This is a genomic window from Serratia sp. CY44782 (genome assembly GCF_052168715.1).
GTDB lineage: Bacteria > Pseudomonadota > Gammaproteobacteria > Enterobacterales > Enterobacteriaceae > Serratia > Serratia nevei.
This window is the reverse complement of record NZ_JBJNME010000018.1, coordinates 1-25,917: the sequence shown is the minus strand read 5'-3', so window position 1 is coordinate 25,917 and position 25,917 is coordinate 1. Positions and strand designations below refer to the sequence as shown.

Genomic DNA, 25,917 nt, shown 5'->3' with positions numbered 1-25,917 from the left:
AAAGGCTACCGTCCACAGTTCTACTTCCGTACCACTGACGTGACCGGTACCATCGAACTGCCAGAAGGCGTAGAGATGGTAATGCCAGGCGACAACGTGAACATGGTTGTAACCCTGATTCACCCAATCGCGATGGATGACGGTCTGCGTTTCGCAATCCGTGAAGGCGGCCGTACTGTAGGCGCTGGTGTTGTTGCTAAAGTTATCGCTTAATCGCGAATAATTTTTCGACACAAAAAAGGGCACTTCGGTGCCCTTTTTTTATGCAGTTTGTTCAAATCTTAATTGAAATAAAAACCATTCCTATTTAGACTCAATGCATTGGTTAAGAAGTGAGTCTTTCTATGTATGTATGTCTGTGTAATGCGGTGACTGACAAAGCGATCCGTAATGCGGTGCGTCAGCACAATCCCCATACCATGAAGCAGCTGCGTGAACTTGTGCCGATTGGTACCGATTGTGGAAAGTGCATTCGTCAGGCAAGACAGATTATGGTGGAGGAACGCGGAACTATCATCCCAATGCATGAAGTTGCCTAACAAAGGGTAAGGTTATTTTTGACTCTTGGCTTACAGGTTCTACACTTTTAGAACTGGCCAGGAGGAGTTACCTATGAAAGGCGATAAAAAGATCATTGCTCACCTCAACAAGCTGCTCGGCAACGAGCTGGTTGCCATCAATCAATATTTCCTGCACGCCCGCATGTTCAAGAATTGGGGCTTAATGCGCCTCAACGACAAGGAATACCACGAGTCGATCGATGAAATGAAGCATGCCGATCGCTACATCGAGCGTATCCTGTTCCTGGAAGGGATCCCGAACCTGCAAGACCTCGGCAAGCTGAATATCGGCGAAGACATTGAAGAGATGCTGCGTTCCGACCTGGCGCTGGAGCTAGCGGGCGCCAAAAACCTGCGCGAAGGTATCGCCTATGCCGACTCGATTCATGATTACGTCAGCCGCGATTTGATGATCGATATCCTGGCTGATGAAGAAGAGCATATCGACTGGCTGGAAACCGAGCTGGATCTGATCGCTCGCCTCGGTATTCAAAACTATGCCCAGGCCCAGGTTCTAGAGCGCAAAGAGTAAGCCTGTCTTCCGTTCGTCATCGTCTCTCCTGCCGGCGACCGTTTTTACGGTGGGGCAGGGGAGCTTCCCCGCCAAGCATAATTCATACCCTGTTAGCCGTCCTCATCTCGCGACTGTCGCTGAACGCTCAAAAATGACGATTTCCTGAGCATATTTCCAACTGCGGCTTGCTTCCTCGGCCATTTTGCGTATAATGCGCGGGCTTACCTAATCTTGGTAAGCCTGATTTTAGCGAATCAGTCGATTGGCAGGCCTTTTTTGCCCTTCGAACAATACTCCCGATATGGGGGTTATATGTTGACGATTACACTCCCCCATCAATCGAAATGGGTGTGAGGAGTAATTATTTACGTTTATAAATAATTGGAGCTCTGGTCTCATGCAGAACCAAAGAATCCGTATCCGCCTGAAAGCGTTTGATCATCGTCTGATCGATCAATCAACCGCGGAAATCGTCGAGACTGCAAAGCGCACTGGTGCGCAAGTCCGTGGTCCGATCCCGCTGCCAACTCGCAAAGAGCGCTTTACCGTTCTGATCTCTCCGCACGTCAACAAAGACGCGCGCGATCAGTACGAGATTCGCACTCACAAGCGTCTGGTTGACATCGTTGAGCCAACCGAGAAAACCGTTGATGCTCTGATGCGTCTGGATCTGGCTGCCGGTGTAGACGTGCAGATCAGCCTGGGTTAATCAGGTCATTGAGCGATTGAGAGGTTGAAACAATGATTGGTTTAGTCGGTAAAAAAGTGGGTATGACCCGTATCTTCACTGAAGATGGCGTTTCTATCCCAGTAACCGTAATTGAAATTGAAGCGAACCGCGTGACTCAGGTTAAAAGCCTGGACACCGACGGTTACCGTGCCGTTCAGGTTACCACTGGTAGCAAAAAAGCTAACCGTGTAACCAAGCCGGAAGCGGGCCATTTCGCTAAAGCTGGCGTTGAAGCTGGCCGTGGTCTGTGGGAATTCCGCCTTGAAGAAGGTCAAGAGTTCGCTGCAGGTCAGGAAATTAGCGTAGAAATCTTCGCTGACGTTAAAAAAGTCGATGTTACCGGTACTTCTAAAGGTAAAGGTTTTGCTGGCACTGTTAAGCGCTGGAACTTCCGTACCCAAGACGCTACCCACGGTAACTCCTTGTCTCACCGCGTTCCGGGTTCTATCGGTCAGAACCAGACTCCGGGCAAAGTGTTCAAAGGCAAGAAAATGGCTGGCCACCTGGGTGATGAGCGCGTAACCGTTCAGAGCCTGGACGTAGTACGTGTTGACGCTGAGCGCAACCTGCTGCTGGTTAAGGGTGCTGTACCGGGCGCAACCGGTGGCAACCTGATCGTTAAACCAGCTGTGAAGGCGTAAGGGGATAGCAATGGAATTAGTATTGAAAGACGCGCAAAGCGCGCTGACTGTTTCCGAAACTACCTTCGGTCGTGATTTCAACGAAGCGCTGGTACACCAGGTTGTTGTTGCTTATGCAGCAGGTGCCCGTCAAGGTACCCGTGCTCAGAAGACCCGTGCTGAAGTAACTGGTTCCGGCAAAAAGCCATGGCGTCAGAAAGGCACCGGCCGTGCGCGTTCAGGTTCTGTAAAGAGCCCGATCTGGCGTTCAGGCGGCGTGACCTTTGCTGCTAAGCCACAGGACCACAGTCAGAAAGTAAACAAAAAGATGTACCGCGGCGCGCTGAAAAGCATCCTGTCCGAGCTGGTACGTCAAGATCGTCTGATCGTTGTCGAGAAGTTCTCTGTAGAAGCGCCTAAAACTAAGCTGCTGGCACAGAAACTGAAAGATATGGCTCTGGAAGACGTGCTGATCGTGACCGGTGAACTGGATGAGAATCTGTTCCTGGCAGCTCGCAATCTGTACAAGGTTGACGTGCGCGATGTAGCAGGTATCGATCCGGTTAGCCTGATCGCCTTCGACAAAGTGGTTATGACTGCTGATGCTGTGAAGCAAGTTGAGGAGATGCTGGCATGATCCGTGAAGAACGTTTGCTGAAAGTGCTGCGTGCACCGCACGTATCTGAAAAAGCATCCGCTGCGATGGAAAAAAGCAACACCATCGTTCTCAAAGTTGCCAAAGACGCGACCAAAGCAGAAATTAAAGCTGCAGTGCAGAAACTGTTTGAAGTCGAAGTCGAAGACGTGAACACCCTGGTAGTTAAAGGGAAAGTGAAGCGTCACGGTCAGCGTGTTGGTCGTCGTAGCGACTGGAAAAAAGCTTACGTCACCCTGAAAGAAGGCCAGAATCTGGACTTCATCGGCGGCGCAGAGTAAGTCGGAGGAGTAAGAACAATGGCAATTGTTAAATGTAAACCTACATCTCCGGGTCGTCGCCACGTTGTTAAAGTGGTTAACCCTGAGCTGCACAAGGGTAAACCTTATGCCCCGCTGCTGGAAAAACTGAGCAAAAGCGGTGGTCGTAACAACAATGGCCGTATCACCACCCGTCATATCGGTGGTGGCCACAAGCAACATTATCGTCTGGTTGACTTCAAGCGCAACAAAGACGGTATCCCTGCTGTGGTTGAGCGTCTGGAGTACGATCCGAACCGTTCCGCGAACATCGCGCTGGTTCTGTACAAAGACGGCGAACGCCGTTACATCCTGGCGCCGAAAGGCCTGAAAGCTGGTGACCAGATTCAATCTGGCGTTGATGCTGCAATCAAAGCGGGTAACACCCTGCCGATGCGCAACATTCCAGTTGGTTCAACGGTTCACAACGTAGAAATGAAACCAGGTAAAGGCGGCCAGATGGCTCGCTCCGCTGGCGCCTACGTTCAGATCGTTGCTCGTGATGGTTCCTACGTAACTCTGCGTCTGCGCTCCGGCGAAATGCGTAAAGTTCCAGCTGATTGCCGCGCCACCCTGGGTGAAGTCGGTAACGCTGAACACATGCTTCGCGTTCTGGGTAAAGCAGGTGCTGCACGTTGGCGTGGTGTTCGTCCTACCGTTCGCGGTACGGCGATGAACCCGGTAGATCACCCGCACGGTGGTGGTGAAGGTCGTAACTTTGGTAAGCACCCGGTAACTCCGTGGGGCGTTCAGACCAAAGGTAAGAAGACCCGTAGCAACAAGCGTACTGATAAGTTCATCGTACGTCGCCGTAGCAAAAAATAATTAGAGGATAAGCCATGCCACGTTCTCTCAAGAAAGGTCCTTTTATTGACCTGCACTTGCTGAAGAAGGTAGAGAAAGCGGTGGAAAGCGGTGACAAGAAGCCTTTGCGCACTTGGTCCCGTCGTTCAACGATCTTTCCTAACATGATCGGTTTGACCATCGCTGTCCATAATGGTCGTCAGCACGTACCAGTGTTCGTTTCCGATGAAATGGTCGGTCACAAACTGGGTGAATTCGCGCCGACTCGTACTTATCGCGGCCATGCGGCTGATAAAAAAGCTAAAAAGCGCTAAGGTAGGAGGAAGAGATGGAAACTATCGCTAAACATCGCCACGCTCGTTCTTCTGCTCAGAAGGTTCGCCTTGTTGCTGACCTGATTCGCGGTAAGAAAGTGTCGCAAGCTCTGGAAACTCTGACCTACACCAACAAGAAAGCTGCTGGTCTGGTTAAGAAAGTGCTGGAGTCTGCCATTGCTAACGCAGAACACAACGATGGCGCTGACATCGATGATCTGAAAGTTACGAAAATCTTCGTAGACGAAGGCCCAAGCATGAAGCGCATTATGCCGCGTGCAAAAGGTCGTGCAGATCGCATCCTGAAGCGCACCAGCCACATTACTGTGGTTGTGTCCGATCGCTGAGACTCTGGAGACTAGCAATGGGTCAGAAAGTACATCCTAATGGTATTCGCCTGGGTATTGTCAAACCTTGGAACTCTACTTGGTATGCGAATACCAAAGAATTCGCTGACAACCTGGACAGCGACTTTAAAGTTCGTCAATTCCTGACTAAGGAACTGTCGAAAGCTTCCGTTTCTCGCATCGTTATCGAGCGTCCTGCGAAGAGCATCCGTGTGACCATTCACACTGCTCGCCCAGGCATCGTTATCGGCAAGAAAGGTGAAGACGTCGAAAAACTGCGCAAGGTCGTAGCGGACATCGCTGGCGTTCCTGCACAGATCAACATCGCCGAAGTCCGTAAACCGGAACTCGACGCTAAATTGGTTGCTGACAGCATCACTTCTCAGCTGGAACGTCGCGTTATGTTCCGTCGTGCTATGAAGCGTGCAGTACAGAACGCAATGCGTCTTGGCGCTAAAGGTATCAAAGTTGAAGTAAGCGGCCGTCTTGGCGGCGCTGAAATCGCACGTACCGAATGGTACCGCGAAGGTCGTGTTCCATTGCACACTCTGCGTGCGGACATCGACTACAACACATCTGAAGCGCACACCACTTATGGTGTAATCGGCGTTAAGGTATGGATCTTCAAAGGTGAGATCCTGGGTGGTATGGCTGCAGTTGAACAACCGGAACCGGCTGCTCAACCTAAAAAGCAGCAGCGTAAAGGCCGCAAGTAAGGAGAGTCGCTGATGTTACAACCAAAGCGTACAAAATTCCGTAAGGTGCACAAGGGCCGCAACCGTGGTCTGGCGCAAGGTACGGATGTTAGCTTCGGCACTTTCGGTCTGAAAGCTGTTGGCCGTGGCCGTCTGACTGCTCGTCAAATCGAAGCAGCTCGTCGTGCAATGACTCGTGCAGTTAAGCGTCAAGGCAAGATCTGGATCCGTGTATTCCCGGACAAACCGATCACCGAGAAGCCGCTGGAAGTGCGTATGGGTAAAGGTAAGGGTAACGTGGAGTATTGGGTTGCCCTGATCCAGCCTGGTAAGGTCCTGTACGAAATGGACGGCGTGCCAGAAGAGGTTGCCCGCGAGGCATTCAAACTGGCAGCAGCGAAACTGCCGATCAAAACCACCTTTGTAACTAAGACGGTGATGTAATGAAAGCACAAGAGCTGCGTGAAAAAAGCGTTGAAGAGCTGAATGCCGAGCTGCTCAACCTGCTGCGTGAGCAATTCAACTTGCGCATGCAGGCGGCCAGTGGCCAGCTGCAACAAACTCACCTGTTGAAACAAGTGCGTCGTGACGTCGCACGCGTTAAGACTTTACTGACTCAAAAGGCGGGTGTGTAAATGACTGAAGTTATCCGTACCCTGCAGGGTCGTGTTGTTAGCGATAAAATGGAGAAATCCATCGTTGTTGCTATCGAGCGTACTGTGAAGCACCCGATCTACGGGAAATTCATCAAACGTACGACCAAGCTGCACGTACATGACGAGAACAACGAATGTGGTACCGGCGACGTGGTGGAAATCCGCGAATGCCGCCCACTGTCCAAGACTAAGTCCTGGACGTTGGTTCGCGTTGTAGAGAAAGCGATTCTGTAATAGAGTAGCTGGCTCTCACTTAATAAACGGCTCAGAAAATGAGCCGTTTATTTTTTCTACCCATACCAAGTAAGCGGTGTTATAATGCTGCGCCCTCGGTTATGGGGCTTTTCAACGGCCTAATTTTTACTTGGGTCTTTAAAGTAGTAGTTGACATTAGCGGAGCACTAAAATGATCCAAGAACAGACTATGCTGAACGTCGCCGACAACTCCGGTGCACGTCGCGTAATGTGTATCAAGGTTCTAGGTGGCTCGCACCGTCGCTACGCAGGCGTCGGCGACATCATCAAAATTACCATCAAGGAAGCAATTCCTCGCGGTAAGGTGAAGAAAGGCGATGTTCTGAAGGCGGTAGTGGTGCGCACCAAGAAGGGTGTACGTCGCCCGGACGGTTCTGTCATTCGCTTCGATGGCAATGCATGCGTTATTTTGAACAATAACAGCGAGCAGCCAATCGGTACGCGTATTTTTGGGCCGGTAACTCGTGAACTGCGTAATGAGAAGTTCATGAAAATTATCTCTCTGGCACCAGAAGTACTCTAAGGAGCGAACATGGCAGCGAAGATCCGTCGTGATGACGAAGTTATCGTGATTACCGGGAAAGACAAAGGTAAGCGCGGTAAAGTAAAAAATGTCCTGTCTGCTGGCAAGGTCATTGTTGAAGGCATCAACCTGGTTAAGAAACACCAGAAGCCGGTTCCGGCTCTGAACCAACCAGGCGGCATTGTTGAAAAAGAAGCTGCAATTCAGGTTTCTAACATTGCTATCTTCAACGCGGCTACCGGCAAGGCTGACCGTGTAGGCTTTAGATTCGAAGACGGCAAAAAAGTCCGTTTCTTCAAGTCTAACAGCGAAACTATCAAGTAATTTGGAGTAATACGATGGCGAAACTGCATGATTACTACAAAGACGAGGTAGTCAAACAACTGATGTCTCAGTTTGATTACAACTCTGTCATGCAAGTCCCTCGGGTCGAGAAGATCACCCTGAACATGGGTGTTGGTGAAGCGATTGCTGACAAGAAACTGCTGGATAACGCCGCAGCGGACCTGGCAGCCATCTCCGGTCAAAAACCGTTGATCACCAAAGCCCGCAAATCTGTTGCAGGCTTCAAAATCCGTCAGGGCTATCCGATCGGCTGTAAAGTAACTCTGCGTGGCGAACGCATGTGGGAGTTCTTTGAGCGTCTGATCTCCATTGCTGTTCCACGTATCCGTGACTTCCGTGGCCTGTCCGCCAAGTCATTCGATGGCCGTGGCAACTACAGCATGGGCGTGCGTGAGCAAATCATCTTCCCAGAAATCGACTACGACAAAGTCGATCGCGTTCGTGGTTTGGATATTACCATTACCACTACTGCGAAATCTGATGATGAAGGCCGCGCGCTGCTGGCTGCTTTTAACTTCCCGTTCCGCAAGTAAGGCAGGGTTACTGATGGCTAAGCAATCAATGAAAGCACGCGAAGTCAAGCGCGTGAAATTAGCTGACAAGTTCTTTGCAAAACGCGTTGAACTGAAAGCTATTATCTCTGATGTGAACGCATCCGATGAAGATCGTTGGAATGCCGTTCTCAAGCTGCAAACTCTGCCGCGTGATTCCAGCCCGTCTCGTCAGCGTAAACGCTGCCGCCAAACTGGCCGTCCACATGGTTATGTGGGCAAATTCGGGTTGAGCCGTATTAAGCTTCGTGAAGCCGCTATGCGCGGTGAAGTACCAGGCTTGAAAAAGGCTAGCTGGTAATTACCAATTGAATCACGGGAGTAAAGACAGATGAGCATGCAAGATCCGATCGCGGATATGCTGACCCGTATCCGTAACGGTCAAGCCGCGAACAAAGTTGCGGTCACCATGCCTTCCTCCAAGCTGAAAGTGGCAATTGCCAACGTGCTGAAGGAAGAAGGTTTTATTGAAGATTTCAAAATCGAAGGCGACGCCAAGCCTGTTCTGGAACTGGTACTGAAGTACTTCCAGGGCAAAGCTGTGGTAGAAAGCATTCAACGTATCAGCCGTCCAGGTCTGCGCATCTACAAGAAAAAAGATGAGCTGCCAAAAGTTATGGCCGGTTTGGGTATCGCTGTTGTTTCTACCTCTAAAGGTGTTATGACCGATCGTGCAGCTCGCCAGGCTGGTCTTGGTGGCGAGATTATCTGCTACGTAGCTTAATTCGGGAGGAAAGAATGTCTCGTGTTGCAAAAGCACCCGTCGTCATTCCTGCCGGCGTAGAGGTAAAACTCAACGGTCAGGTTATTTCGATTAAGGGTAAAAACGGCGAGTTGACTCGTACTATCCACGACGCCGTTGAAGTGAAGCAAGAAGCTAACGCACTGACTTTCGCTCCGCGCGAAGGTTTTGCTAACGCATGGGCTCAAGCGGGTACCACGCGCGCTCTGCTGAACGCAATGGTTGTTGGTGTTACCGAAGGCTTCACCAAAAAGCTTCAACTGGTAGGTGTTGGTTATCGTGCTGCCGTTAAAGGCAACGTGGTGAATTTGGCCCTGGGCTTCTCTCACCCTATCGATCACCAGCTGCCAGCAGGTATCACTGCTGAATGCCCAAGCCAAACTGAAATCGTGCTGAAAGGCGCTGATAAGCAGGTTATTGGCCAGGTAGCAGCAGATCTGCGCGCTTACCGTCGTCCTGAGCCTTACAAAGGCAAAGGTGTTCGTTACGCCGACGAAGTCGTGCGTACCAAAGAGGCTAAGAAGAAGTAAGGTAACACTATGGATAAGAAATCTGCTCGTATCCGTCGTGCGACCCGCGCACGCCGCAAGCTCCAAGAGCTGGGTGCAACCCGCCTGGTGGTACATCGTACCCCGCGTCACATTTACGCACAGGTGATTGCTCCAAACGGTTCTGAAGTACTGGTAGCCGCTTCTACTTTAGAAAAAGCTATCGCGGAGCAACTGAAGTATTCCGGTAACAAAGACGCAGCAGCAGCCGTAGGTAAAGCTCTGGCTGAGCGCGCGTTGGAAAAAGGGATTGCGAAAGTATCCTTTGACCGTTCCGGTTTCCAATATCATGGTCGAGTCCAGGCACTGGCAGATGCTGCCCGTGAAGCTGGCCTTCAGTTCTAAGGAAGAGGTTTAAGATGGCTCACATCGAAAAACAAGCTGGCGAACTGCAGGAAAAGCTGATCGCGGTAAACCGCGTATCTAAAACCGTAAAAGGTGGCCGTATTTTCAGCTTTACCGCACTGACTGTAGTTGGTGATGGTAACGGTCGCGTTGGTTTTGGCTACGGCAAAGCACGCGAAGTTCCAGCAGCGATCCAGAAAGCGATGGAAAAAGCCCGTCGCAACATGATGAACGTCGCGCTGAACAGCGGCACCCTGCAGCACCCTGTTAAGGGCGCTCACACGGGTTCTCGCGTGTTCATGCAGCCTGCTCATGAAGGTACCGGTATCATCGCGGGTGGTGCAATGCGCGCCGTTCTCGAAGTTGCTGGGGTGCACAACGTATTGGCTAAAGCTTATGGTTCCACTAACCCGATCAACGTGGTTCGTGCAACTATCGACGCTCTGGCGAATATGAAGTCTCCTGAAATGGTCGCTGCTAAGCGTGGTAAATCCGTTGCCGACATTCTGGGGTAATTGACCATGGCTAAGACTATTAAAGTTACACAAACTCGCAGCTCAATTGGCCGTCTGCCGAAGCATAAAGCTACTCTGCTCGGTCTGGGTCTGCGTCGTATTGGTCACACCGTAGAGCGCGAGGATACTCCTGCTGTTCGCGGTATGGTCAACCTGGTTTCCTACATGGTTAAAGTTGAGGAGTAACAGATGCGTTTAAATACTCTGTCTCCGGCTGAAGGTGCCAAGCATGCGCCTAAGCGTGTAGGTCGTGGTATTGGTTCTGGCCTGGGTAAAACCGGCGGCCGTGGTCACAAAGGTCAGAAGTCTCGTTCTGGCGGTGGCGTACGTCGTGGTTTCGAAGGTGGTCAGATGCCTCTGTACCGTCGTCTGCCGAAATTCGGCTTCACTTCACGCAAAGCGATGATCACGGCAGAAGTTCGTCTGTCTGAACTGGCTCTGGTTGAAGGCGATGTTATCGACCTGAACGCGCTGAAAGCCGCTAACGTAGTTGGTGTCCAGATCGAATTCGCGAAAGTTGTACTTTCTGGCGAAGTCGCTCGTCCGGTAACCCTGCGTGGTCTGCGTGTCACCAAAGGCGCTCGTGCTGCTATCGAGGCTGCTGGCGGTAAAATTGAGGAATAAGTAGCAGATGGCTAAGCAACCAGGATTAGATTTTCAAAGTGCTAAAGGCGGGCTCGGCGAGCTGAAGCGCAGACTTTTGTTTGTAATCGGCGCGCTGATTGTCTTCCGTATCGGCTCTTTCATTCCGATTCCTGGTATCGATGCCACTGTGCTTGCCAAATTGCTTGAGCAGCAGAGAGGCACTATCATTGAAATGTTTAACATGTTCTCTGGTGGTGCCCTCAGCCGTGCTTCTATCTTTGCTCTGGGGATCATGCCGTATATCTCGGCGTCGATCATTATCCAGCTGCTGACGGTGGTTCATCCAGCGTTGGCGGAAATCAAGAAAGAAGGGGAGGCTGGCCGTCGCAAGATTAGCCAGTACACCCGTTACGGTACGCTGGTATTGGCCATATTCCAGTCGATCGGTATTGCTACCGGTCTGCCGAATATGCCTGGTATGCAGGGCCTGGTGTTAAACCCAGGCTTTGCATTCTACTTTACTGCGGTTGTGAGCCTGGTGACCGGGACAATGTTCCTGATGTGGCTGGGTGAGCAGATTACTGAGCGCGGTATCGGCAACGGTATCTCGATCATTATCTTCGCGGGTATTGTAGCGGGGCTCCCGCCGGCAGTGGCCCATACTATCGAGCAAGCGCGGCAAGGCGACCTGCACTTCCTCCTGCTGCTGTTGGTTGCAGTATTGGTGTTTGCAGTAACCTTCTTCGTTGTTTTCATCGAGCGTGGTCAACGTCGTATCGTCGTTAACTATGCGAAGCGTCAACAAGGTCGTCGTGTTTATGCAGCACAGAGTACACACTTACCGTTGAAAGTGAACATGGCGGGTGTTATCCCGGCGATTTTCGCTTCCAGCATTATTCTGTTCCCGGCCACGATTGCATCATGGTTTGGGGGCGGTACCGGTTGGAACTGGCTGACTACGATTTCGCTGTATTTGCAGCCAGGGCAACCGCTTTATGTGTTACTCTATGCGTCTGCAATCATCTTCTTCTGTTTCTTCTACACGGCGTTGGTCTTCAACCCGCGTGAGACAGCAGATAACCTGAAGAAGTCCGGTGCCTTCGTACCAGGAATTCGTCCGGGAGAGCAAACGGCGAAGTATATCGATAAAGTAATGACGCGTTTAACCCTGGTGGGCGCGATGTACATTACTTTCATCTGCCTGATCCCGGAGTTCATGCGTGATGCAATGAAAGTACCATTCTACTTTGGTGGTACCTCGCTACTGATCGTGGTTGTCGTCATCATGGACTTTATGGCTCAAGTGCAAACTCTGATGATGTCAAGTCAGTACGAGTCTGCATTGAAGAAAGCAAATCTGAAAGGCTATAACCGCTAGTCAGATTCGTTTGAGAAGTTACGGAGAGTAAAAATGAAAGTTCGTGCTTCCGTCAAGAAATTATGTCGTAACTGCAAAATCGTTAAGCGTAACGGTGTCGTTCGTGTGATTTGCAGCGCCGAGCCGAAGCATAAACAGCGTCAAGGCTGATTATCTCGCATATTTTTCTTGCAAAGTTGGGTTGAGCTGGCTAGATTAGCCAGCCAATCTTTTGTATGTCGCACTGCAACATTATTTGAGTATCCTGAAAACGGGCTTTTCAGAATGGTGTTGCTGTATAAAATAGTAGGAGTGCATAGTGGCCCGTATAGCAGGCATTAACATTCCTGATCATAAACATACCGTTATCGCCTTAACGTCGATCTTCGGTATCGGTAAAACCCGTTCACAGGCTATCTGTGCATCCACGGGTATTGCTGAAAATGTTAAGATCAGTGAGCTGTCTGAAGAGCAAATCGAAAAGCTTCGTGATGCAGTTGCCAAATACACCGTTGAGGGTGATTTGCGTCGTGAAATTACCCTGAGCATCAAGCGTCTTATGGACCTTGGTTGCTATCGTGGTTTGCGTCATCGTCGTGGTCTGCCGGTACGCGGTCAGCGCACCAAGACCAACGCTCGTACCCGTAAGGGTCCGCGCAAGCCGATCAAGAAATAATCGGGGTTATTGAATAATGGCAAAGGCACCTGTTCGTACACGTAAGCGTGTAAGAAAGCAAGTCTCTGACGGCGTGGCTCATATCCATGCTTCTTTCAACAACACCATCGTTACCATCACTGATCGTCAGGGTAATGCTTTGGGTTGGGCAACAGCCGGTGGTTCCGGTTTCCGTGGTTCTCGTAAGTCCACTCCGTTCGCAGCACAGGTTGCAGCAGAACGTTGTGCTGACGCAGTAAAAGAATACGGTATCAAGAACCTGGAAGTTATGGTTAAAGGACCTGGTCCTGGTCGTGAGTCTACTATCCGCGCTCTGAACGCGGCTGGTTTCCGCATCACTAATATTACTGATGTGACTCCGATCCCTCATAACGGTTGTCGTCCGCCGAAAAAGCGCCGCGTGTAACGCAGCTTTTAGGATTGTTGGAGAAAGAAAATGGCAAGATATTTGGGTCCTAAGCTCAAGCTGAGCCGTCGTGAGGGCACAGACCTGTTCCTTAAGTCTGGCGTTCGCGCGATCGATTCCAAGTGTAAAATTGAACAAGCACCTGGTCAGCACGGTGCGCGTAAACCGCGTCTGTCTGATTACGGTGTTCAGTTGCGTGAGAAGCAGAAAGTTCGCCGTATGTACGGCATTCTGGAGCGTCAATTCCGTAACTATTACAAAGAAGCAACCCGCCTGAAGGGCAACACCGGTGAAAACCTGTTGCAGCTGCTGGAAGGTCGTCTGGACAACGTTGTTTACCGTATGGGCTTCGGCGCTACTCGTGCAGAGTCACGTCAGCTGGTTAGCCACAAAGCAGTTATGGTAAACGGTCACGTTGTTAACATCGCTTCTTATCAGGTATCTCCGAATGACGTAGTCAGCATCCGCGAGAAAGCTAAAAAGCAGTCTCGTGTTAAAGCTTCTCTGGAGCTGGCTGAGCAGCGTGAAAAGCCGACTTGGCTGGAAGTTGATGCTGCTAAGATGGAAGGCGTGTTCAAGCGTATGCCTGAACGTACCGATCTGTCTGCGGACATTAACGAACACCTGATCGTCGAGCTTTACTCCAAGTAAAGCTTAGTACCAAAGAGAGGACACAATGCAGGGTTCTGTGACAGAGTTTCTAAAACCGCGCCTGGTAGATATCGAGCAAGTCAGTTCGACGCACGCCAAGGTGACCCTTGAGCCTTTAGAGCGTGGCTTTGGCCATACTCTTGGCAACGCACTGCGCCGTATTCTGCTTTCATCTATGCCGGGTTGCGCGGTGACCGAGGTTGAGATTGATGGTGTACTGCATGAGTACAGCACCAAAGAAGGCGTACAGGAAGATATCCTGGAGATCCTGCTCAACCTGAAAGGGCTGGCGGTGAGAGTTCAAGGCAAAGACGAAGTTATTCTTACCCTGAATAAATCTGGCATTGGCCCTGTGACCGCTGCCGACATCACCCATGATGGTGATGTCGAAATCGTCAAGCCTCAGCACGTGATTTGCCACCTGACTGATGAGAACGCGGCTATCAGCATGCGTATCAAAGTTCAGCGCGGTCGCGGTTATGTGCCGGCTTCTGCCCGAATTCATTCGGAAGAAGATGAGCGCCCAATCGGTCGTCTGTTGGTTGACGCCTGCTACAGCCCTGTAGAGCGTATCGCCTACAATGTTGAAGCTGCGCGTGTAGAACAGCGTACTGACTTGGATAAGCTGGTCATCGAGATGGAGACCAATGGCACGATCGATCCTGAAGAGGCGATCCGCCGTGCGGCCACCATTCTGGCTGAACAACTTGAAGCTTTCGTTGACCTGCGTGATGTACGTCAGCCGGAAGTTAAAGAAGAGAAGCCAGAGTTCGATCCGATCTTGCTGCGCCCTGTTGACGATCTGGAATTGACTGTCCGCTCTGCTAACTGCCTCAAGGCAGAAGCTATCCACTACATCGGTGATCTGGTACAGCGTACCGAGGTTGAGTTGCTGAAAACGCCAAACCTGGGTAAAAAATCTCTTACCGAGATTAAAGACGTGCTGGCCTCACGTGGTCTGTCTCTGGGCATGCGCCTGGAAAACTGGCCGCCGGCAAGCATTGCTGACGAGTAACCGGATCACAGGTTAAGGTTTTACTGAGAAGGATAAGGTCATGCGCCATCGTAAGAGTGGTCGTCAACTGAACCGTAACAGCAGCCATCGCCAGGCTATGTTCCGTAACATGGCCGGCTCTTTGGTTCGTCATGAGATCATCAAGACGACCCTGCCAAAAGCAAAAGAGCTGCGTCGCGTTGTTGAGCCGCTGATTACTCTTGCCAAGACCGACAGCGTAGCTAATCGTCGTCTGGCATTCGCCCGTACTCGTGATAACGAGATCGTGGCAAAACTGTTTAACGAGCTGGGCCCGCGTTTCGCGAGCCGTGCCGGTGGTTACACTCGCATTCTGAAGTGTGGCTTCCGCGCAGGCGACAACGCGCCGATGGCATACATCGAGCTGGTTGATCGTGCTGAGTCTCAAGCAGAAGTAGCAACTGCAGAGTAATCTGTAGACGCGTAAAAAAACCGGGCTTGCCCGGTTTTTTTACGTCCAAACCCAGCCAAATGTGCGTAATTCTCCCGCTGCGCTTAAGATCCCCGCCCCTATCCGCTATGCTAAGGCTTCATCATTAGGCTTACCGAGGCTGTCTGTCATGGGGTTGCTCGATCAATGGGCGGAACGTCATATCCTTGATGCCCAGGATAAAGGCGAGTTCGACAATCTGCCCGGCCAGGGCCAACCGTTGGCGCTGGAAGATGACAGCGCGGTGCCGGCTGAGCTACGCGCCGGTTACCGTCTGCTGAAAAATGCCGGTTACCTGCCACCGGAGCTGGAAGATCGCAAAGAGGCGTTGACCGTTGCTCGCTTGCTGCAAGGGATTAGCAGTGAGCATCCGGACTATGTCGAACTCAGCAAACGCATGGCGCTGCTGGAGCATCGATTGCGCCAGGCAGGGATGAGTACGGATTTCTTGCATGGCGAATATCAGCGTGCATTGGACGGCAAATTCACCCGGGAGGAGAAGTCATGTTCAAGATAGGTCAGTTGGCCAAGCTTGCCGAAGTGACGCCGGATACCGTGCGTTACTATGAAAAGCAGGGCATGATGGATCACAATGTCCGCACCGAAGGCGGCTATCGGTTGTATACCGAACAGGACCTGCAGCGGCTGCGTTTCATTCGCTATGCCAAGCAGCTGGGGTTTACTCTGGAAACGATCGCCGAGCTGCTGTCGATCCGCGTCGATCCTGAGCATCATACCTGCCAAGAGTCGAAGTCGATCGTCGATGCGCGCCTGAGCGAAGTGGAAAGCAAGTTGGCGGAGCTGACTCGTATGCGCGAATCGCTGAAGCGGCTGAGTGATGCCTGCTGCGGTACAGCCCATACCAGCAATTATTGCTCTATTCTGGAAGCCTTGGAACAGGGCGCCAGCGATGAAAAAGGCAAAAAAGGTTGCTGACGGCACTTTAATTTTTATACCGCCGGCAGTATTATCGCCTCGTTTTATTACCCCACCTTTTACAGGAGCATTATCATGACGAAATATCGTCACACTAAAGGTCAGATTCAAGATAACGCCATTGAGGCGCTGCTGCATGATCCGCTATTCCGTCAACGAGTAGAAAAGAATGTGAAAGGCAAAGGCAGCTACCGGCGTAAAGAAAAACACAACAAAGGCGGTAACTGGGAGGCCAGTGGTAAACTATCAAGCGATAATTTACCACTGGCCTTCTGGTTTTAAGCATTAAAAAAGCCACCTTATAAGGAGGCTTTTTATTGGCATAACCAAACGCTGTTTTACAGTTTTGGCTGCTGTTGCTGGCTCAGCAAGTCACGAATTTCCGTCAGCAGTTTCTCTTCTGCAGTAGGTTCTGGCGGCGCTGCCGGCGCTTCTTCCTGCTTGCGGCGCATTTTGTTCATCAATTTAATCGCCAGGAAGATGGCGAAGGCGACAATCACGAAGTCGAACACGGTTTGGATGAATGAACCGTAATTCATTACTACCGCCGGCACGGCGCCCTGAGCTTCACGTAATACCAGATGGAACTGTTTAAAGTCGACACCACCGATCAGTAAGCCCAGTGGTGGCATGATGATATCGGCCACGAAGGACGAAACAATCTTGCCGAATGCAGCACCGATAATCACACCGACGGCCAGATCGACCACGTTGCCACGCATGGCAAATTCGCGAAACTCTTTCAACATACTCATAGAACGCACCCCTTGCAGAATTAATAACTCAAGTTTAACAAAGCAATTTCCCTTTGCCACAAAAGGAGAGAAGTTTTATCTCTTCCCAAGGCAGAGAACAACTACGCGATTATAGACCATCGCCAAATAAATTCGTTCTACAAGAAGAACGGGCTTGGTTGGAACAAGCGTTCAACGTCCGGTACGAATTTCTTGTCGGTAATAAACATGATGACGTGATCGCCCTGTTCGATTTTGCTGTTGCCATTGGCGATGATCACGTCGTCGCCACGCACGATCGCACCAATGGTGGTGCCCGGTGGCAGCTTAATGTCTTCGACGATGCGGCCGACCACTTTGGAGGTGCTTTCATCGCCGTGGGCAATCGCTTCGATCGCTTCCGCCACGCCGCGGCGCAGCGACGAAACGCTGACGATATCCGCTTTGCGCACGTGCCCCAACAGGGCGGAAATGGTCGCCTGTTGGGGGGAAATGGCAATATCGATCACGCTGCCTTGCACCAGATCGACATAGGCGCGGCGTTGGATCAATACCATTACCTTCTTGGCGCCCATGCGCTTGGCTAGCATGGCGGACATGATGTTGGCCTCATCGTCGTTGGTGATAGCGATGAAGACATCCACCTGCTCGACGTGCTCTTCGGCCAGCAGCTCCTGATCGGAGGCATCGCCGTAGAACACGATGGTATCGTGCAGCTGCTCGGCCAGTTCGGCGGCGCGTTGCTGATTGCGCTCGATCAGTTTGACGTTGTAGTCTTTTTCCAGCTTGGCGGCCAGGCCGGCGCCGACGTTGCCGCCACCGACGATCATGATGCGCTTATACGGTTTTTCCAGCCGCTGCAGTTCGCTCATCACCGCGCGGATGTGTTGTGATGCGGCGACGAAGAAGACTTCATCACCGGCTTCGATAATGGTCGAGCCTTGCGGCCTGATCGGTCTGTCCTGGCGGAAAATTGCGGCGACGCGGGTGTCGATATGTGGCATGTGTTCGCGCATCGAAGAGAGCGCATTGCCGACCAGCGGGCCACCGTAATAGGCTTTAACCGCGGCGATGCTGACTTTGCCTTCGGCGAAATTGACCACCTGCAACGCGCCGGGGTACTCAATCAGCTTGTAGATATAGTCTATGACCAACTGTTCCGGTGAAATCAGATGGTCGATCGGCACCGCTTCCGGCAGGAACAGTTTCTCCGACTCGCGGATATATTCCGGCGCGCGGATACGTGCGATACGGTTGGGGGTATTAAACAGAGAATAGGCGATCTGGCAGGCGATCATGTTGGTTTCGTCGGAGTTGGTGACGGCGACCAGCATGTCGGCGTCTTCCGCGCCGGCTTCGCGCAGCACTCGAGGGTGAGAGCCGTGCCCCTGAACCACGCGCAGATCGAATTTATCCTGCAGCTGCCGCAGACGACCGGAATCGGTATCGACGACGGTGATATCGTTGTTTTCACCCACCAGGTTTTCCGCCAGCGTCCCGCCAACCTGACCGGCACCAAGAATAATTATTTTCATCGTGTTCTCTGCTTCACACTGAAAGACTTAGGGCGCGCACGCACGCCCCGAAGCATTACATTTTAATCAGCTTAGCGTAAAAGAAGCCATCGCCGTCCTCGGGATGCGGGATATTCTGCCGCCCAGGCCGCTGCGCATCGCCGGTTTCAACCAGCTTGGCATCGGCGTGGCGCTGCAAGAACGCGGCGATCTGGCTGCTGTTTTCATCCGGCAGGATAGAGCAGGTGGCGTAAACCATCACGCCACCCGATTTCAGATGGGGCCAGACGGCTTCCAGGATGTCGGCCTGCAGCGCGGCGAGTTCGGCGATGTCGCGATCGCGGCGCAGCCATTTGATGTCGGGGTGACGGCGGATCACGCCGGTGGCGGAACAGGGCGCGTCCAGCAGGATCCGGTCGAACTGCTTGTCACCGCACCATTGCTGCGGGGTGCGGCCATCACCCAGCTTAACTTCGGCATGCAAACGCAGGCGCTGCAGGTTTTCTTTCACCCGCGCCAGGCGCTGTTCGTCGATATCGACCGCCATGACGTGCGCTTTCGGTGCCGCTTCCAGAATATGCGTGGTTTTGCCGCCAGGCGCGGCGCACAAATCGAGGATCTGTTCACCGTCTTGCGGATCCAATAGATCGACACAGCCCTGGGCTGAGGCATCTTGCACTGTGACCCAGCCGTCGGCGAACCCAGGCAGATCGGTCACGGCGCAAGGCGCCAGCAAACGCACTGCATCGGCATAGTCTGCGTGAGGTTCTGCGGCGATGCCGGCGTCGGTCAACAACTGCAGATAAGCTTCCCGGGTGTGATGCAGGCGGTTGACGCGCAGCCACATCGGTGGCTTCTGGTTATTGGCGTCGACGATCTGTTCCCAGTTGGCGGGATAGGCTTGTTGAAGGCGTTTCAGCAACCAGCTTGGGTGCAGATAGCGGCTGTCATTGTTGGCGGTGCGCTGCAGCAGCTCTTCCTGCTGGCGCTGGAGTTGCCGCAAGACGCCGTTAATCAGGCCTTTCAACTGCGGGCGTTTCAGCGCTACCGCGCCCTCCACGGTTTCCGCCAATACGGCGTGCGCCGGGATACGGGTATACAGCAGCTGATACAGGCCGACCATCAGCAAATAGTGCAGCGTGCGCTGCTTGCCGGTCAGCGGCTTGGCCATCAATTGCTGAATGCACCATTCGAGCTGCGGCAGCACGCGCAGCGTGCCGAAACACAGTTCCTGCAGCAACCCGCGATCTTTATCGCTGATGGTGGTTTGGAGCGCCGGCAGGACGGTGCTGAGCGACTGCCCTTGATCCAGCACCTGGCCGATGGCTTTGGCAGCGATGCTGCGGAGATTGTAATTATTTTTCATAGGCTGAAGCTGATAACGATCGGCATTAAGAAAATAACGGCCCGGCGATGAACGGCCGGGCAGTGGGGTGACTTACAGCCGGTTACCCGGGGTAAACCATTCACGACGTGAATTTAAAAGGTCTTGCGCCGACATCGGTTTCTTGCCCGCGGGCTGCAGTTGGATCAGATTGAGGATACCGTCGGCGGTCGCCACCTGAATGCCGTGCTTGTCGGCATGGACAACGGTGCCTGGCTCCGCGTTGGCGCTTTGCGCCAGTACGCTGGCTTGCCACACTTTCACCGGTTGATCGTCGATGGTGAAGTAGCTGACCGGCCAAGGGTTGAAGGCGCGGATACAACGCTCCAGCTGAGCGGCGGACAGTGTCCAGTCCAGGCGAGCTTCTTCTTTGCTCAGCTTCTCTGCGTAGGTGACCAGCGCTTCGTCCTGCACTTCGCGGGTGGCGCTGCCGTCTGCCATTTGGCGCAGCGTAGTCAGCATGCCCTGCGGGCCGAGCTGTGCCAGCTTGTCGTAGAGACTGGCGCTGGTATCGCTGCTCTCAATCGGGCAGGCAATCTTGTGCATCATGTCGCCGGTATCGAGACCGACGTCCATCTGCATGATGGTCACGCCGGTTTCGCTGTCGCCGGCCCAGAGCGAACGCTGGATCGGTGCCGCGCCGCGCCAGCGAGGCAGCAGCGAACCATGTACGTTGATGCAACCGAGACGCGGCATATCCAGCACTGCCTGCGGCAGGATCAGCCCGTAGGCAACCACCACCATCACGTCGGCGTGGAGATCGGCCACCAGGCGTTGGTTCTCTTCGGGGCGCAGCGATTTGGGCTGGAAGACCGGCAGTTGGTGTTGTTCAGCCAGCACTTTGACCGGGCTTGGCGTCAGCTTGTTGCCGCGGCCTGCCGGGCGGTCGGGCTGAGTAAAAACGCCGACAATCTGGTGCTCAGATGACAACAGCGCGTCAAGATGACGCGCTGCGAAGTCTGGTGTTCCGGCGAAAATAATCCGTAAAGAGTCAGACACGTTGATTTCCTGATCGGTTAGGCGCGGGCTTGAAGCTTGGCCATTTTTTCCAGTTTCTGACGAATGCGCTGACGCTTGAGCGGCGACAGGTAATCGACGAACAGTTTACCCATCAGGTGATCCATCTCGTGCTGGATGCAGATCGCCAACAGATCGTCCGCTTCCAGCTCGAAAGGTTTGCCTTCGCGATCCAGCGCGCGGATCTTCACCTGCGCGGCACGGGGTACCAACGCACGCTGTTCGGGAATGGAAAGACAGCCTTCCTCGATGCCGGTTTCGCCGCTTTTTTCCAGCAGTTCCGGGTTGATCAGCACCAGGCGCTGATCGCGATTCTCGGAGACGTCGATCACGATAATGCGCTGATGGATATCCACCTGAGTCGCAGCCAGGCCAATGCCTTCCTCTGCGTACATGGTTTCAAACATATCATCCACGATGCGCTGGATATCTGCATTGACTTCTTTTACCGGCGCTGCGACTTTGCGCAGACGCTCGTCTGGGAAATGTAATACCTGCAAGACTGACATATATCTTTAGATCTGTATCCGAGTAATGAACGAGGTTTAACCTCTATTCTAGACATTTCCCGGCCTGATTGACAGCATTGCGCACCAATTGCTCAGATTGGTAATACCACCGTTTTTGCTGAGGGAACAGACGATGCGGCCGGAAGAGATTGCTTTACGGATGCGAGGGGTAACGGGGCTGCAGACCGTTGTGGCCAGCCGGATCGTGCGGCAGCTATCGCAAATGGGGTGCGAGCCTCGCCGCGTGCTGCATGAGCTGTGGTTGGACGAACGGCAGCAGACGCAGTTCAACCAGGTGGATCCCGGTTATCTGGCCGCGACCCTGCGTTGGCTGGAGGAGCCGGCGCACCGTATGCTGAACTACGGAGCGGTCGGCTATCCGGAACGCCTGGCCCAGATCGACGATGCGCCACTGTTTCTGCTGATCGAGGGCGATCCTCAGGCGTTGCTGCGCCCGCAGCTCGCCATGGTTGGCAGCCGGCAGTTCAGTCACTACGGCGAGCGTTGGGCTAACCATTTTGCCGAGGAATTAGCGCGTTGCGGTTTCACCATCACCAGCGGTTTGGCGATCGGCATCGACGGCATTTGCCATCGCGCAGCGCTGGCGGCCGGTGGTTGCACGGTAGCGGTGTTGGGCAGCGGGCTGGCCAATGTTTATCCACGCCGGCACCGCAGGCTCGCGGAGCAGATTGTCGAGCAGGGCGGCGCGGTGATTTCAGATCATTTGGTCACCGATTTGCCTCTGGCCGACCATTTTCCGCGCCGTAACCGTATTATCAGCGGGCTGAGTCAGGGCGTTTTGGTCATAGAAGCCTCGTTGCGCAGCGGTACTCTGGTGACGGCTCGCTATGCGCTGGAGCAGGGGCGTGAAGTGTTCGCTTTGCCGGGGCCGTTAGGGAACCCGATGAGCGAGGGGACACATTGGCTGATCCAACAGGGCGCGCACCTGGTCACCGGGCCTAAAGATATCGCAGAATTGCTGGGAAGCGGCCTTCACTGGCTGCCACTGAACGAAAATACAACTATTTGTGCGTCGCAGGCTGAAGTTGAATTGCCATTTGTCGATGTGTTGGCTAACGTAGGAGATGAGGTGACACCTGTTGACGTCGTCGCTGAACGTGCCGGCCAACCTGTGCCAGTGGTGGTAATCAAGTTACTCGAACTGGAGTTAGCAGGGTGGATCGCAGCTGTACCCGGCGGCTATGTCCGAATAAGGAGGGCAAGCCATGTTCGACGTACTCATGTACTTGTTTGAAACTTATATCCACAATGAACCAGAGATGCGCGTCGATCAGGATCAACTGACTGATGATCTCGCTCAGGCGGGGTTTCATCGGGATGATATCTACAACGCGTTGAATTGGCTTGAGAAGTTGGCTGACCTGCAAGAAGGTCAAAATGCGCCTTACTTTATGGATGCCGATCCGCTGGCGATGCGGATCTACACCGAAGAGGAAAGCGCGCGTTTGGACGCCGGCTGCCGTGGTTTTCTCCTGTTCCTGGAACAGATTCAGGTATTGAACCTCGAAACCCGTGAAATGGTTATCGACCGCGTTATGGCCTTGGATAATGCGGAATTCGATCTCGAAGATCTGAAATGGGTCGTGTTGATGGTGCTGTTTAATATCCCCGGATATGAAAGCGCCTATCAGCAAATGGAAGAACTGTTGTTTGAAGTGAACGAAGGTTATCTGCATTGAGCCGATAACGCGCATAGAAGACGTTATGACAAAAAACGCGATTTTTGCCGCCAGGCAAAATGAACCCTGTCCGGAATGCGGGGCCGAGCTGGTGATTCGTAGCGGTCGCCACGGCCCCTTCCTCGGCTGTTCCCAGTACCCTGAATGCCAATATATTCGCCCGCTGAAAGCGCAGGCCGATGGGCATATCGTCAAGGTGCTGGATGGGCAGCAGTGCCCGAAGTGCCAGGCGACATTGGTGCTGCGCCAAGGGCGCTATGGCATGTTTATCGGTTGCAGCGATTATCCGCAGTGCGATCACACTGAAGTGATCGATAAGCCTGACGAAACCGCCATTACCTGTCCGCAGTGCGGTCAGGGCAAACTGCTGCAGCGTAAGTCGCGCTATGGCAAGGTTTTTCACTCCTGCGATCGTTACCCGGAATGCCAATTTGCCCTCAATGTTAAACCCGTCGCCGGTGAATGTGCCTATTGCCATTATCCGCTGCTGATGGAAAAGCGCACGGCAAAAGGCCCCGTCCTCTGCTGTGCCAGCAAGCTGTGCGGAAAACCCGTCGCGACTACAGAATAATCACATCATGAACTCAGAATTAAGCCCGAACCTTGTATCTATCATCGATGCTTTGCATCAACAGCAGGTGATTGCCTATCCTACCGAAGCGGTATTCGGCCTGGGGTGCGATCCCGACAGCGAACAGGCGGTCAATGCGCTGTTGGCGTTGAAACAGCGGCCGTGGGAAAAGGGGCTGATTCTGATCGCCGCCGACTATGCGCAGCTTAAGCCTTATATCGACGACAGTGCGCTCAGCGAACAGCAGCGCGCGACGATGTTCGCCAGCTGGCCTGGGCCGGTAACTTGGGTGTTGCCTGCTCGCCCGGAGACGCCACGTTTACTGACCGGGCGTTTCAGCTCGCTGGCGGTGCGCGTTAGCGATCACCCGTTGGTGCAGCAACTGTGTCGGCAGTACGGCAAGCCGCTGGTATCGACCAGTGCCAATCTCAGTGGGTTGGAGCCGTGCCGCAGTGCGGATGAAGTCACTCGACAATTCGGCACTGCTTTCCCGGTATTGGCCGGCGAGGTGGGTGGCCGTCTTAATCCTTCCGAAATCAGAGATGCTCTGACCGGCGAACAGATCCGTCAGGGCTAGAGGTAATGGGCATGGAGAAGTTTGCGGTATTTGGCAACCCTATCGGTCACAGCAAGTCGCCGCGAATTCATGCGCTGTTCGCTGCCCAGACTGGCATTGAGCATCCTTATGGAGCGGTGTTGGCGCCGTTGGACGGTTTTGAAACCAGCCTGCAGGCGTTTATCCACGCCGGAGGGTTGGGGGCGAACGTCACGGTGCCTTTCAAAGAGCGTGCTTATGAGCTCGCCTCCGAGCTGAGCGAGCGTGCAGCGATGGCCGGTGCGGTCAATACCCTGAAGGTATTGCCGAATGGCGGTCTATTGGGGGATAACACCGACGGCATCGGTTTGCTGACCGATCTACAGCGTCAACAATTGATCCGGCCGCAGGATCGCATTCTGCTGGTGGGCGCCGGCGGCGCAGCGCGCGGTGTGATCCTACCGCTGCTGTCTTTCGGCTGCCGGCTCACGATCACTAACCGCACCTTCAGCCGGGCTCAAGAGTTGGCCCACGCTTTCCGGCATTTGGGGGAAATCGCGGAGGCGCCGATGGATCAACTGGATCAGCAAGCGTTCGATCTGGTGATCAATGCGACGGCGTCCGGCATCAGCGGGGAGATCCCGGCCTTGCCCGCAGGCGTAGTCAACGCGCAAACCCGTTGCTATGACATGTTCTATCAGCAGGGCGTCACGCCATTCCTGGCCTGGGCGCAGCAGCGGGGGGCTACGGAATATGCCGATGGGCTGGGGATGCTGGTGGGGCAGGCGGCGCATGCTTTCCTGCTTTGGCACGGAGTGATGCCAGAGATCGAGCCGGTATTGCGCCAGCTGCGCAGCGAGCTGGCGGCATAAATTCTACCCCGTTCTCTTTACAGGGAACGGGGCGCCCATCAGATATCTTCCGACAGATATTCGTCTTTCCAGCGTACATAGTTGTTAGAAGAATAAAGCAACCCCTCCAACTCGGCGGCGGTCAACGGCCGAACCTGGCGTGCCGGGCTGCCCATATAAAGATAACCGCTCGCCAGGCGCTTGCCAGGCGCCACCAAACTGCCGGCGCCAATCATTACGTCGTCTTCTACTACTACACCGTCCAACAGGATCGATCCCATACCGACCAGCACCCGGTTGCCGATGGCGCAGCCGTGCAGCATCGCTTTATGGCCCACGGTCACGTCTTCTCCAATCAGCAGGGGATAACCGTCAGGGTTGTGTTCTGAACGGTGAGTCACATGCAGTACGCAGCCGTCCTGAATATTGCTGCGCGCGCCGATCTTTACCGCATTGACGTCACCGCGGATAGCGACCAGCGGCCAGATGCTGACGTCATCCGCCAGATCGACGTCGCCGATCACGACGCTGGAAGGATCGATCAAGACGCGCTGACCGAGTTTGGGGGTGTATTGAAGATAAGAACGTACTGCATCGGACATAATGTTGCCTCACGTCGGGATCATATTTACCGGCAATACTAGACTCTGACGATGGAATTACAACCAACGGCAGCGCCGGATCCTGCGGAAAATGGCCCTGATCGCACAAGATCCACCCGGAAGGGCTGAAAAGTGTGCAAACAGAAAGAAAAGATCAAAAAAGGGGTTGTGCAAAAAACTCGGATCCCTATAATGCGCCTCCATCGACACGGCGCAAGTGATTCACTTCACGCAGCGGCCGGGAAGAAAGAGAAAAAATCCTGAAAATTAGGGTTGACTCTGAAAGAGGAAAGCGTAATATACGCCACCTCGAGTTAGCAAGCGAAAGCGCCTAACTCACTGCTCTTTAACAATTTATCAGACAATCTGTGTGGGCACTCCACAAGACGATATCCAGCATCTTCGGAT

44 protein-coding genes and 1 pseudogene are annotated in these 25,917 nt (G+C 53.3%); 39 read left to right on the top strand and 6 right to left on the bottom strand.

The window, feature by feature from the left end; genetic code table 11:
- The 34 genes and pseudogenes from tuf to ACJ8HT_RS23680 form a co-directional block, all read left to right on the top strand.
- Positions 1-213: pseudogene (gene tuf, locus ACJ8HT_RS23845) on the top strand (elongation factor Tu); the annotation flags it as partial.
- 131 nt (positions 214-344) lie between these two features.
- Entirely contained in the window at positions 345-539 is a 195-nt protein-coding gene (bfd, locus tag ACJ8HT_RS23840) for a bacterioferritin-associated ferredoxin (protein ID WP_015379266.1), read from the top strand.
- A 73-nt stretch (positions 540-612) separates the two neighbouring features.
- Positions 613-1,092: a bacterioferritin gene (gene bfr / locus ACJ8HT_RS23835; protein ID WP_033636255.1), complete on the top strand. Its 480-nt coding sequence runs from the start codon at positions 613-615 to the stop codon at positions 1,090-1,092.
- A gap of 379 nt (positions 1,093-1,471) precedes the next feature.
- Complete coding sequence (gene rpsJ / locus ACJ8HT_RS23830; protein WP_001181005.1) at positions 1,472-1,783, top strand: 30S ribosomal protein S10; 312 nt, start codon at positions 1,472-1,474, stop codon at positions 1,781-1,783.
- 32 nt (positions 1,784-1,815) lie between these two features.
- Positions 1,816-2,445 (top strand): 50S ribosomal protein L3, encoded by a 630-nt coding sequence (rplC, locus tag ACJ8HT_RS23825; RefSeq protein ID WP_015379265.1) that lies wholly within the window; start codon positions 1,816-1,818, stop codon positions 2,443-2,445.
- Between the two features lie 10 nt (positions 2,446-2,455).
- Positions 2,456-3,061, top strand: a complete 606-nt coding sequence (gene rplD, locus ACJ8HT_RS23820; RefSeq protein ID WP_004929779.1) for a 50S ribosomal protein L4 — start codon at positions 2,456-2,458, stop codon at positions 3,059-3,061.
- Positions 3,058-3,360, top strand: coding sequence for a 50S ribosomal protein L23 (gene rplW / locus ACJ8HT_RS23815; protein WP_004951179.1), 303 nt, complete (start codon positions 3,058-3,060; stop codon positions 3,358-3,360). Before rplD ends, rplW begins: the two co-directional genes overlap by 4 nt.
- Before the next feature lie 18 nt (positions 3,361-3,378).
- Positions 3,379-4,203, top strand: a complete 825-nt coding sequence (rplB, locus tag ACJ8HT_RS23810; RefSeq protein ID WP_004929775.1) for a 50S ribosomal protein L2 — start codon at positions 3,379-3,381, stop codon at positions 4,201-4,203.
- A gap of 14 nt (positions 4,204-4,217) precedes the next feature.
- A complete protein-coding gene (gene rpsS / locus ACJ8HT_RS23805; RefSeq protein ID WP_004929772.1) occupies positions 4,218-4,496 on the top strand; it encodes a 30S ribosomal protein S19 in 279 nt (92 codons plus the stop codon).
- A 14-nt stretch (positions 4,497-4,510) separates the two neighbouring features.
- On the top strand, positions 4,511-4,843 hold the full coding sequence (rplV, locus tag ACJ8HT_RS23800; protein WP_002223844.1) for a 50S ribosomal protein L22: 333 nt from the start codon (positions 4,511-4,513) through the stop codon (positions 4,841-4,843).
- Positions 4,844-4,860: 17 nt separating this feature from the next.
- Positions 4,861-5,559, top strand: coding sequence for a 30S ribosomal protein S3 (rpsC, locus tag ACJ8HT_RS23795; RefSeq protein WP_004929766.1), 699 nt, complete (start codon positions 4,861-4,863; stop codon positions 5,557-5,559).
- 12 nt (positions 5,560-5,571) lie between these two features.
- Complete coding sequence (gene rplP / locus ACJ8HT_RS23790; protein ID WP_004929764.1) at positions 5,572-5,982, top strand: 50S ribosomal protein L16; 411 nt, start codon at positions 5,572-5,574, stop codon at positions 5,980-5,982.
- The gene (gene rpmC, locus ACJ8HT_RS23785; protein ID WP_004929762.1) at positions 5,982-6,173 is read left to right on the top strand and encodes a 50S ribosomal protein L29; all 192 of its coding nucleotides are present in this window, start codon (positions 5,982-5,984) and stop codon (positions 6,171-6,173) included. Before rplP ends, rpmC begins: the two co-directional genes overlap by 1 nt.
- A complete protein-coding gene (gene rpsQ, locus ACJ8HT_RS23780) occupies positions 6,174-6,428 on the top strand; it encodes a 30S ribosomal protein S17 (RefSeq protein ID WP_004929760.1) in 255 nt (84 codons plus the stop codon).
- A 172-nt stretch (positions 6,429-6,600) separates the two neighbouring features.
- Positions 6,601-6,972 (top strand): 50S ribosomal protein L14, encoded by a 372-nt coding sequence (gene rplN, locus ACJ8HT_RS23775; protein ID WP_000613954.1) that lies wholly within the window; start codon positions 6,601-6,603, stop codon positions 6,970-6,972.
- 9 nt (positions 6,973-6,981) lie between these two features.
- The gene (rplX, locus tag ACJ8HT_RS23770) at positions 6,982-7,296 is read left to right on the top strand and encodes a 50S ribosomal protein L24 (RefSeq protein ID WP_004929758.1); all 315 of its coding nucleotides are present in this window, start codon (positions 6,982-6,984) and stop codon (positions 7,294-7,296) included.
- A gap of 14 nt (positions 7,297-7,310) precedes the next feature.
- Positions 7,311-7,850 carry a 50S ribosomal protein L5 gene (gene rplE, locus ACJ8HT_RS23765; protein ID WP_004929756.1) on the top strand — a complete coding sequence of 180 codons (540 nt, stop codon included), beginning with the start codon at positions 7,311-7,313 and terminating at the stop codon, positions 7,848-7,850.
- A 13-nt stretch (positions 7,851-7,863) separates the two neighbouring features.
- A complete protein-coding gene (gene rpsN / locus ACJ8HT_RS23760; protein ID WP_048232029.1) occupies positions 7,864-8,169 on the top strand; it encodes a 30S ribosomal protein S14 in 306 nt (101 codons plus the stop codon).
- Between the two features lie 30 nt (positions 8,170-8,199).
- The gene (gene rpsH, locus ACJ8HT_RS23755) at positions 8,200-8,592 is read left to right on the top strand and encodes a 30S ribosomal protein S8 (RefSeq protein ID WP_004929753.1); all 393 of its coding nucleotides are present in this window, start codon (positions 8,200-8,202) and stop codon (positions 8,590-8,592) included.
- Positions 8,593-8,606: 14 nt separating this feature from the next.
- Positions 8,607-9,140, top strand: a complete 534-nt coding sequence (gene rplF / locus ACJ8HT_RS23750; RefSeq protein ID WP_004929751.1) for a 50S ribosomal protein L6 — start codon at positions 8,607-8,609, stop codon at positions 9,138-9,140.
- 9 nt (positions 9,141-9,149) lie between these two features.
- Positions 9,150-9,503, top strand: a complete 354-nt coding sequence (rplR, locus tag ACJ8HT_RS23745; protein WP_004929748.1) for a 50S ribosomal protein L18 — start codon at positions 9,150-9,152, stop codon at positions 9,501-9,503.
- Between the two features lie 14 nt (positions 9,504-9,517).
- Positions 9,518-10,018 (top strand): 30S ribosomal protein S5, encoded by a 501-nt coding sequence (gene rpsE / locus ACJ8HT_RS23740; RefSeq protein ID WP_004929747.1) that lies wholly within the window; start codon positions 9,518-9,520, stop codon positions 10,016-10,018.
- Positions 10,019-10,024: 6 nt separating this feature from the next.
- Positions 10,025-10,204: a 50S ribosomal protein L30 gene (rpmD, locus tag ACJ8HT_RS23735; protein ID WP_048232028.1), complete on the top strand. Its 180-nt coding sequence runs from the start codon at positions 10,025-10,027 to the stop codon at positions 10,202-10,204.
- A 3-nt stretch (positions 10,205-10,207) separates the two neighbouring features.
- Positions 10,208-10,642, top strand: a complete 435-nt coding sequence (gene rplO, locus ACJ8HT_RS23730; protein WP_004929742.1) for a 50S ribosomal protein L15 — start codon at positions 10,208-10,210, stop codon at positions 10,640-10,642.
- 7 nt (positions 10,643-10,649) lie between these two features.
- On the top strand, positions 10,650-11,981 hold the full coding sequence (gene secY / locus ACJ8HT_RS23725) for a preprotein translocase subunit SecY (protein ID WP_004929740.1): 1,332 nt from the start codon (positions 10,650-10,652) through the stop codon (positions 11,979-11,981).
- A gap of 33 nt (positions 11,982-12,014) precedes the next feature.
- Positions 12,015-12,131, top strand: coding sequence for a 50S ribosomal protein L36 (gene rpmJ, locus ACJ8HT_RS23720; RefSeq protein WP_002227352.1), 117 nt, complete (start codon positions 12,015-12,017; stop codon positions 12,129-12,131).
- 148 nt (positions 12,132-12,279) lie between these two features.
- Positions 12,280-12,636, top strand: coding sequence for a 30S ribosomal protein S13 (rpsM, locus tag ACJ8HT_RS23715; RefSeq protein ID WP_004929734.1), 357 nt, complete (start codon positions 12,280-12,282; stop codon positions 12,634-12,636).
- A gap of 16 nt (positions 12,637-12,652) precedes the next feature.
- Positions 12,653-13,042, top strand: coding sequence for a 30S ribosomal protein S11 (gene rpsK / locus ACJ8HT_RS23710; RefSeq protein ID WP_004929731.1), 390 nt, complete (start codon positions 12,653-12,655; stop codon positions 13,040-13,042).
- Between the two features lie 30 nt (positions 13,043-13,072).
- Positions 13,073-13,693, top strand: a complete 621-nt coding sequence (gene rpsD, locus ACJ8HT_RS23705; protein WP_025304496.1) for a 30S ribosomal protein S4 — start codon at positions 13,073-13,075, stop codon at positions 13,691-13,693.
- A 25-nt stretch (positions 13,694-13,718) separates the two neighbouring features.
- Complete coding sequence (locus ACJ8HT_RS23700) at positions 13,719-14,708, top strand: DNA-directed RNA polymerase subunit alpha (RefSeq protein WP_002919219.1); 990 nt, start codon at positions 13,719-13,721, stop codon at positions 14,706-14,708.
- Between the two features lie 40 nt (positions 14,709-14,748).
- A complete protein-coding gene (gene rplQ / locus ACJ8HT_RS23695) occupies positions 14,749-15,138 on the top strand; it encodes a 50S ribosomal protein L17 (RefSeq protein WP_004929726.1) in 390 nt (129 codons plus the stop codon).
- A gap of 148 nt (positions 15,139-15,286) precedes the next feature.
- Positions 15,287-15,673 (top strand): DUF1992 domain-containing protein, encoded by a 387-nt coding sequence (locus ACJ8HT_RS23690; RefSeq protein WP_038871751.1) that lies wholly within the window; start codon positions 15,287-15,289, stop codon positions 15,671-15,673.
- Positions 15,661-16,092 (top strand): Zn(2+)-responsive transcriptional regulator, encoded by a 432-nt coding sequence (zntR, locus tag ACJ8HT_RS23685; protein ID WP_033636251.1) that lies wholly within the window; start codon positions 15,661-15,663, stop codon positions 16,090-16,092. Before ACJ8HT_RS23690 ends, zntR begins: the two co-directional genes overlap by 13 nt.
- A 75-nt stretch (positions 16,093-16,167) precedes the next feature.
- Positions 16,168-16,374, top strand: coding sequence for an alternative ribosome-rescue factor A (locus ACJ8HT_RS23680; protein ID WP_033639242.1), 207 nt, complete (start codon positions 16,168-16,170; stop codon positions 16,372-16,374).
- Positions 16,375-16,430: 56 nt separating this feature from the next.
- Here the strand turns inward: ACJ8HT_RS23680 and mscL are convergent, their stop codons facing one another.
- The 5 genes from mscL to def form a co-directional block, all read right to left on the bottom strand.
- Positions 16,431-16,847, bottom strand: coding sequence for a large-conductance mechanosensitive channel protein MscL (gene mscL / locus ACJ8HT_RS23675; RefSeq protein ID WP_015379263.1), 417 nt, complete (start codon positions 16,845-16,847; stop codon positions 16,431-16,433).
- A 137-nt stretch (positions 16,848-16,984) separates the two neighbouring features.
- Positions 16,985-18,361 (bottom strand): Trk system potassium transporter TrkA, encoded by a 1,377-nt coding sequence (trkA, locus tag ACJ8HT_RS23670; protein WP_004929716.1) that lies wholly within the window; start codon positions 18,359-18,361, stop codon positions 16,985-16,987.
- A gap of 55 nt (positions 18,362-18,416) precedes the next feature.
- A complete protein-coding gene (gene rsmB / locus ACJ8HT_RS23665) occupies positions 18,417-19,706 on the bottom strand; it encodes a 16S rRNA (cytosine(967)-C(5))-methyltransferase RsmB (RefSeq protein ID WP_197653594.1) in 1,290 nt (429 codons plus the stop codon).
- A 72-nt stretch (positions 19,707-19,778) separates the two neighbouring features.
- On the bottom strand, positions 19,779-20,723 hold the full coding sequence (fmt, locus tag ACJ8HT_RS23660) for a methionyl-tRNA formyltransferase (RefSeq protein ID WP_174137840.1): 945 nt from the start codon (positions 20,721-20,723) through the stop codon (positions 19,779-19,781).
- Between the two features lie 17 nt (positions 20,724-20,740).
- Positions 20,741-21,250 (bottom strand): peptide deformylase, encoded by a 510-nt coding sequence (def, locus tag ACJ8HT_RS23655; RefSeq protein ID WP_015379260.1) that lies wholly within the window; start codon positions 21,248-21,250, stop codon positions 20,741-20,743.
- 133 nt (positions 21,251-21,383) lie between these two features.
- Here def and dprA point away from each other — a divergent pair, with 133 nt between their 5' ends.
- The 5 genes from dprA to aroE are packed head-to-tail and all read left to right on the top strand — an operon-like array spanning position 21,384 to position 24,928.
- On the top strand, positions 21,384-22,505 hold the full coding sequence (dprA, locus tag ACJ8HT_RS23650; RefSeq protein WP_197653595.1) for a DNA-protecting protein DprA: 1,122 nt from the start codon (positions 21,384-21,386) through the stop codon (positions 22,503-22,505).
- Positions 22,477-22,950 (top strand): DUF494 family protein Smg, encoded by a 474-nt coding sequence (smg, locus tag ACJ8HT_RS23645; RefSeq protein WP_033650013.1) that lies wholly within the window; start codon positions 22,477-22,479, stop codon positions 22,948-22,950. Before dprA ends, smg begins: the two co-directional genes overlap by 29 nt.
- Before the next feature lie 25 nt (positions 22,951-22,975).
- Positions 22,976-23,521 carry a DNA topoisomerase family protein gene (locus tag ACJ8HT_RS23640; protein WP_019456195.1) on the top strand — a complete coding sequence of 182 codons (546 nt, stop codon included), beginning with the start codon at positions 22,976-22,978 and terminating at the stop codon, positions 23,519-23,521.
- A gap of 7 nt (positions 23,522-23,528) precedes the next feature.
- Complete coding sequence (gene tsaC / locus ACJ8HT_RS23635) at positions 23,529-24,098, top strand: L-threonylcarbamoyladenylate synthase type 1 TsaC (protein ID WP_049198228.1); 570 nt, start codon at positions 23,529-23,531, stop codon at positions 24,096-24,098.
- A gap of 11 nt (positions 24,099-24,109) precedes the next feature.
- Positions 24,110-24,928, top strand: a complete 819-nt coding sequence (aroE, locus tag ACJ8HT_RS23630; protein ID WP_197653596.1) for a shikimate dehydrogenase — start codon at positions 24,110-24,112, stop codon at positions 24,926-24,928.
- A gap of 38 nt (positions 24,929-24,966) precedes the next feature.
- On the opposite strand, the gene ACJ8HT_RS23625 is transcribed toward aroE, so the two are convergent.
- A complete protein-coding gene (locus tag ACJ8HT_RS23625) occupies positions 24,967-25,509 on the bottom strand; it encodes a gamma carbonic anhydrase family protein (RefSeq protein WP_194572436.1) in 543 nt (180 codons plus the stop codon).
- Positions 25,510-25,917: the final 408 nt, after the last annotated feature.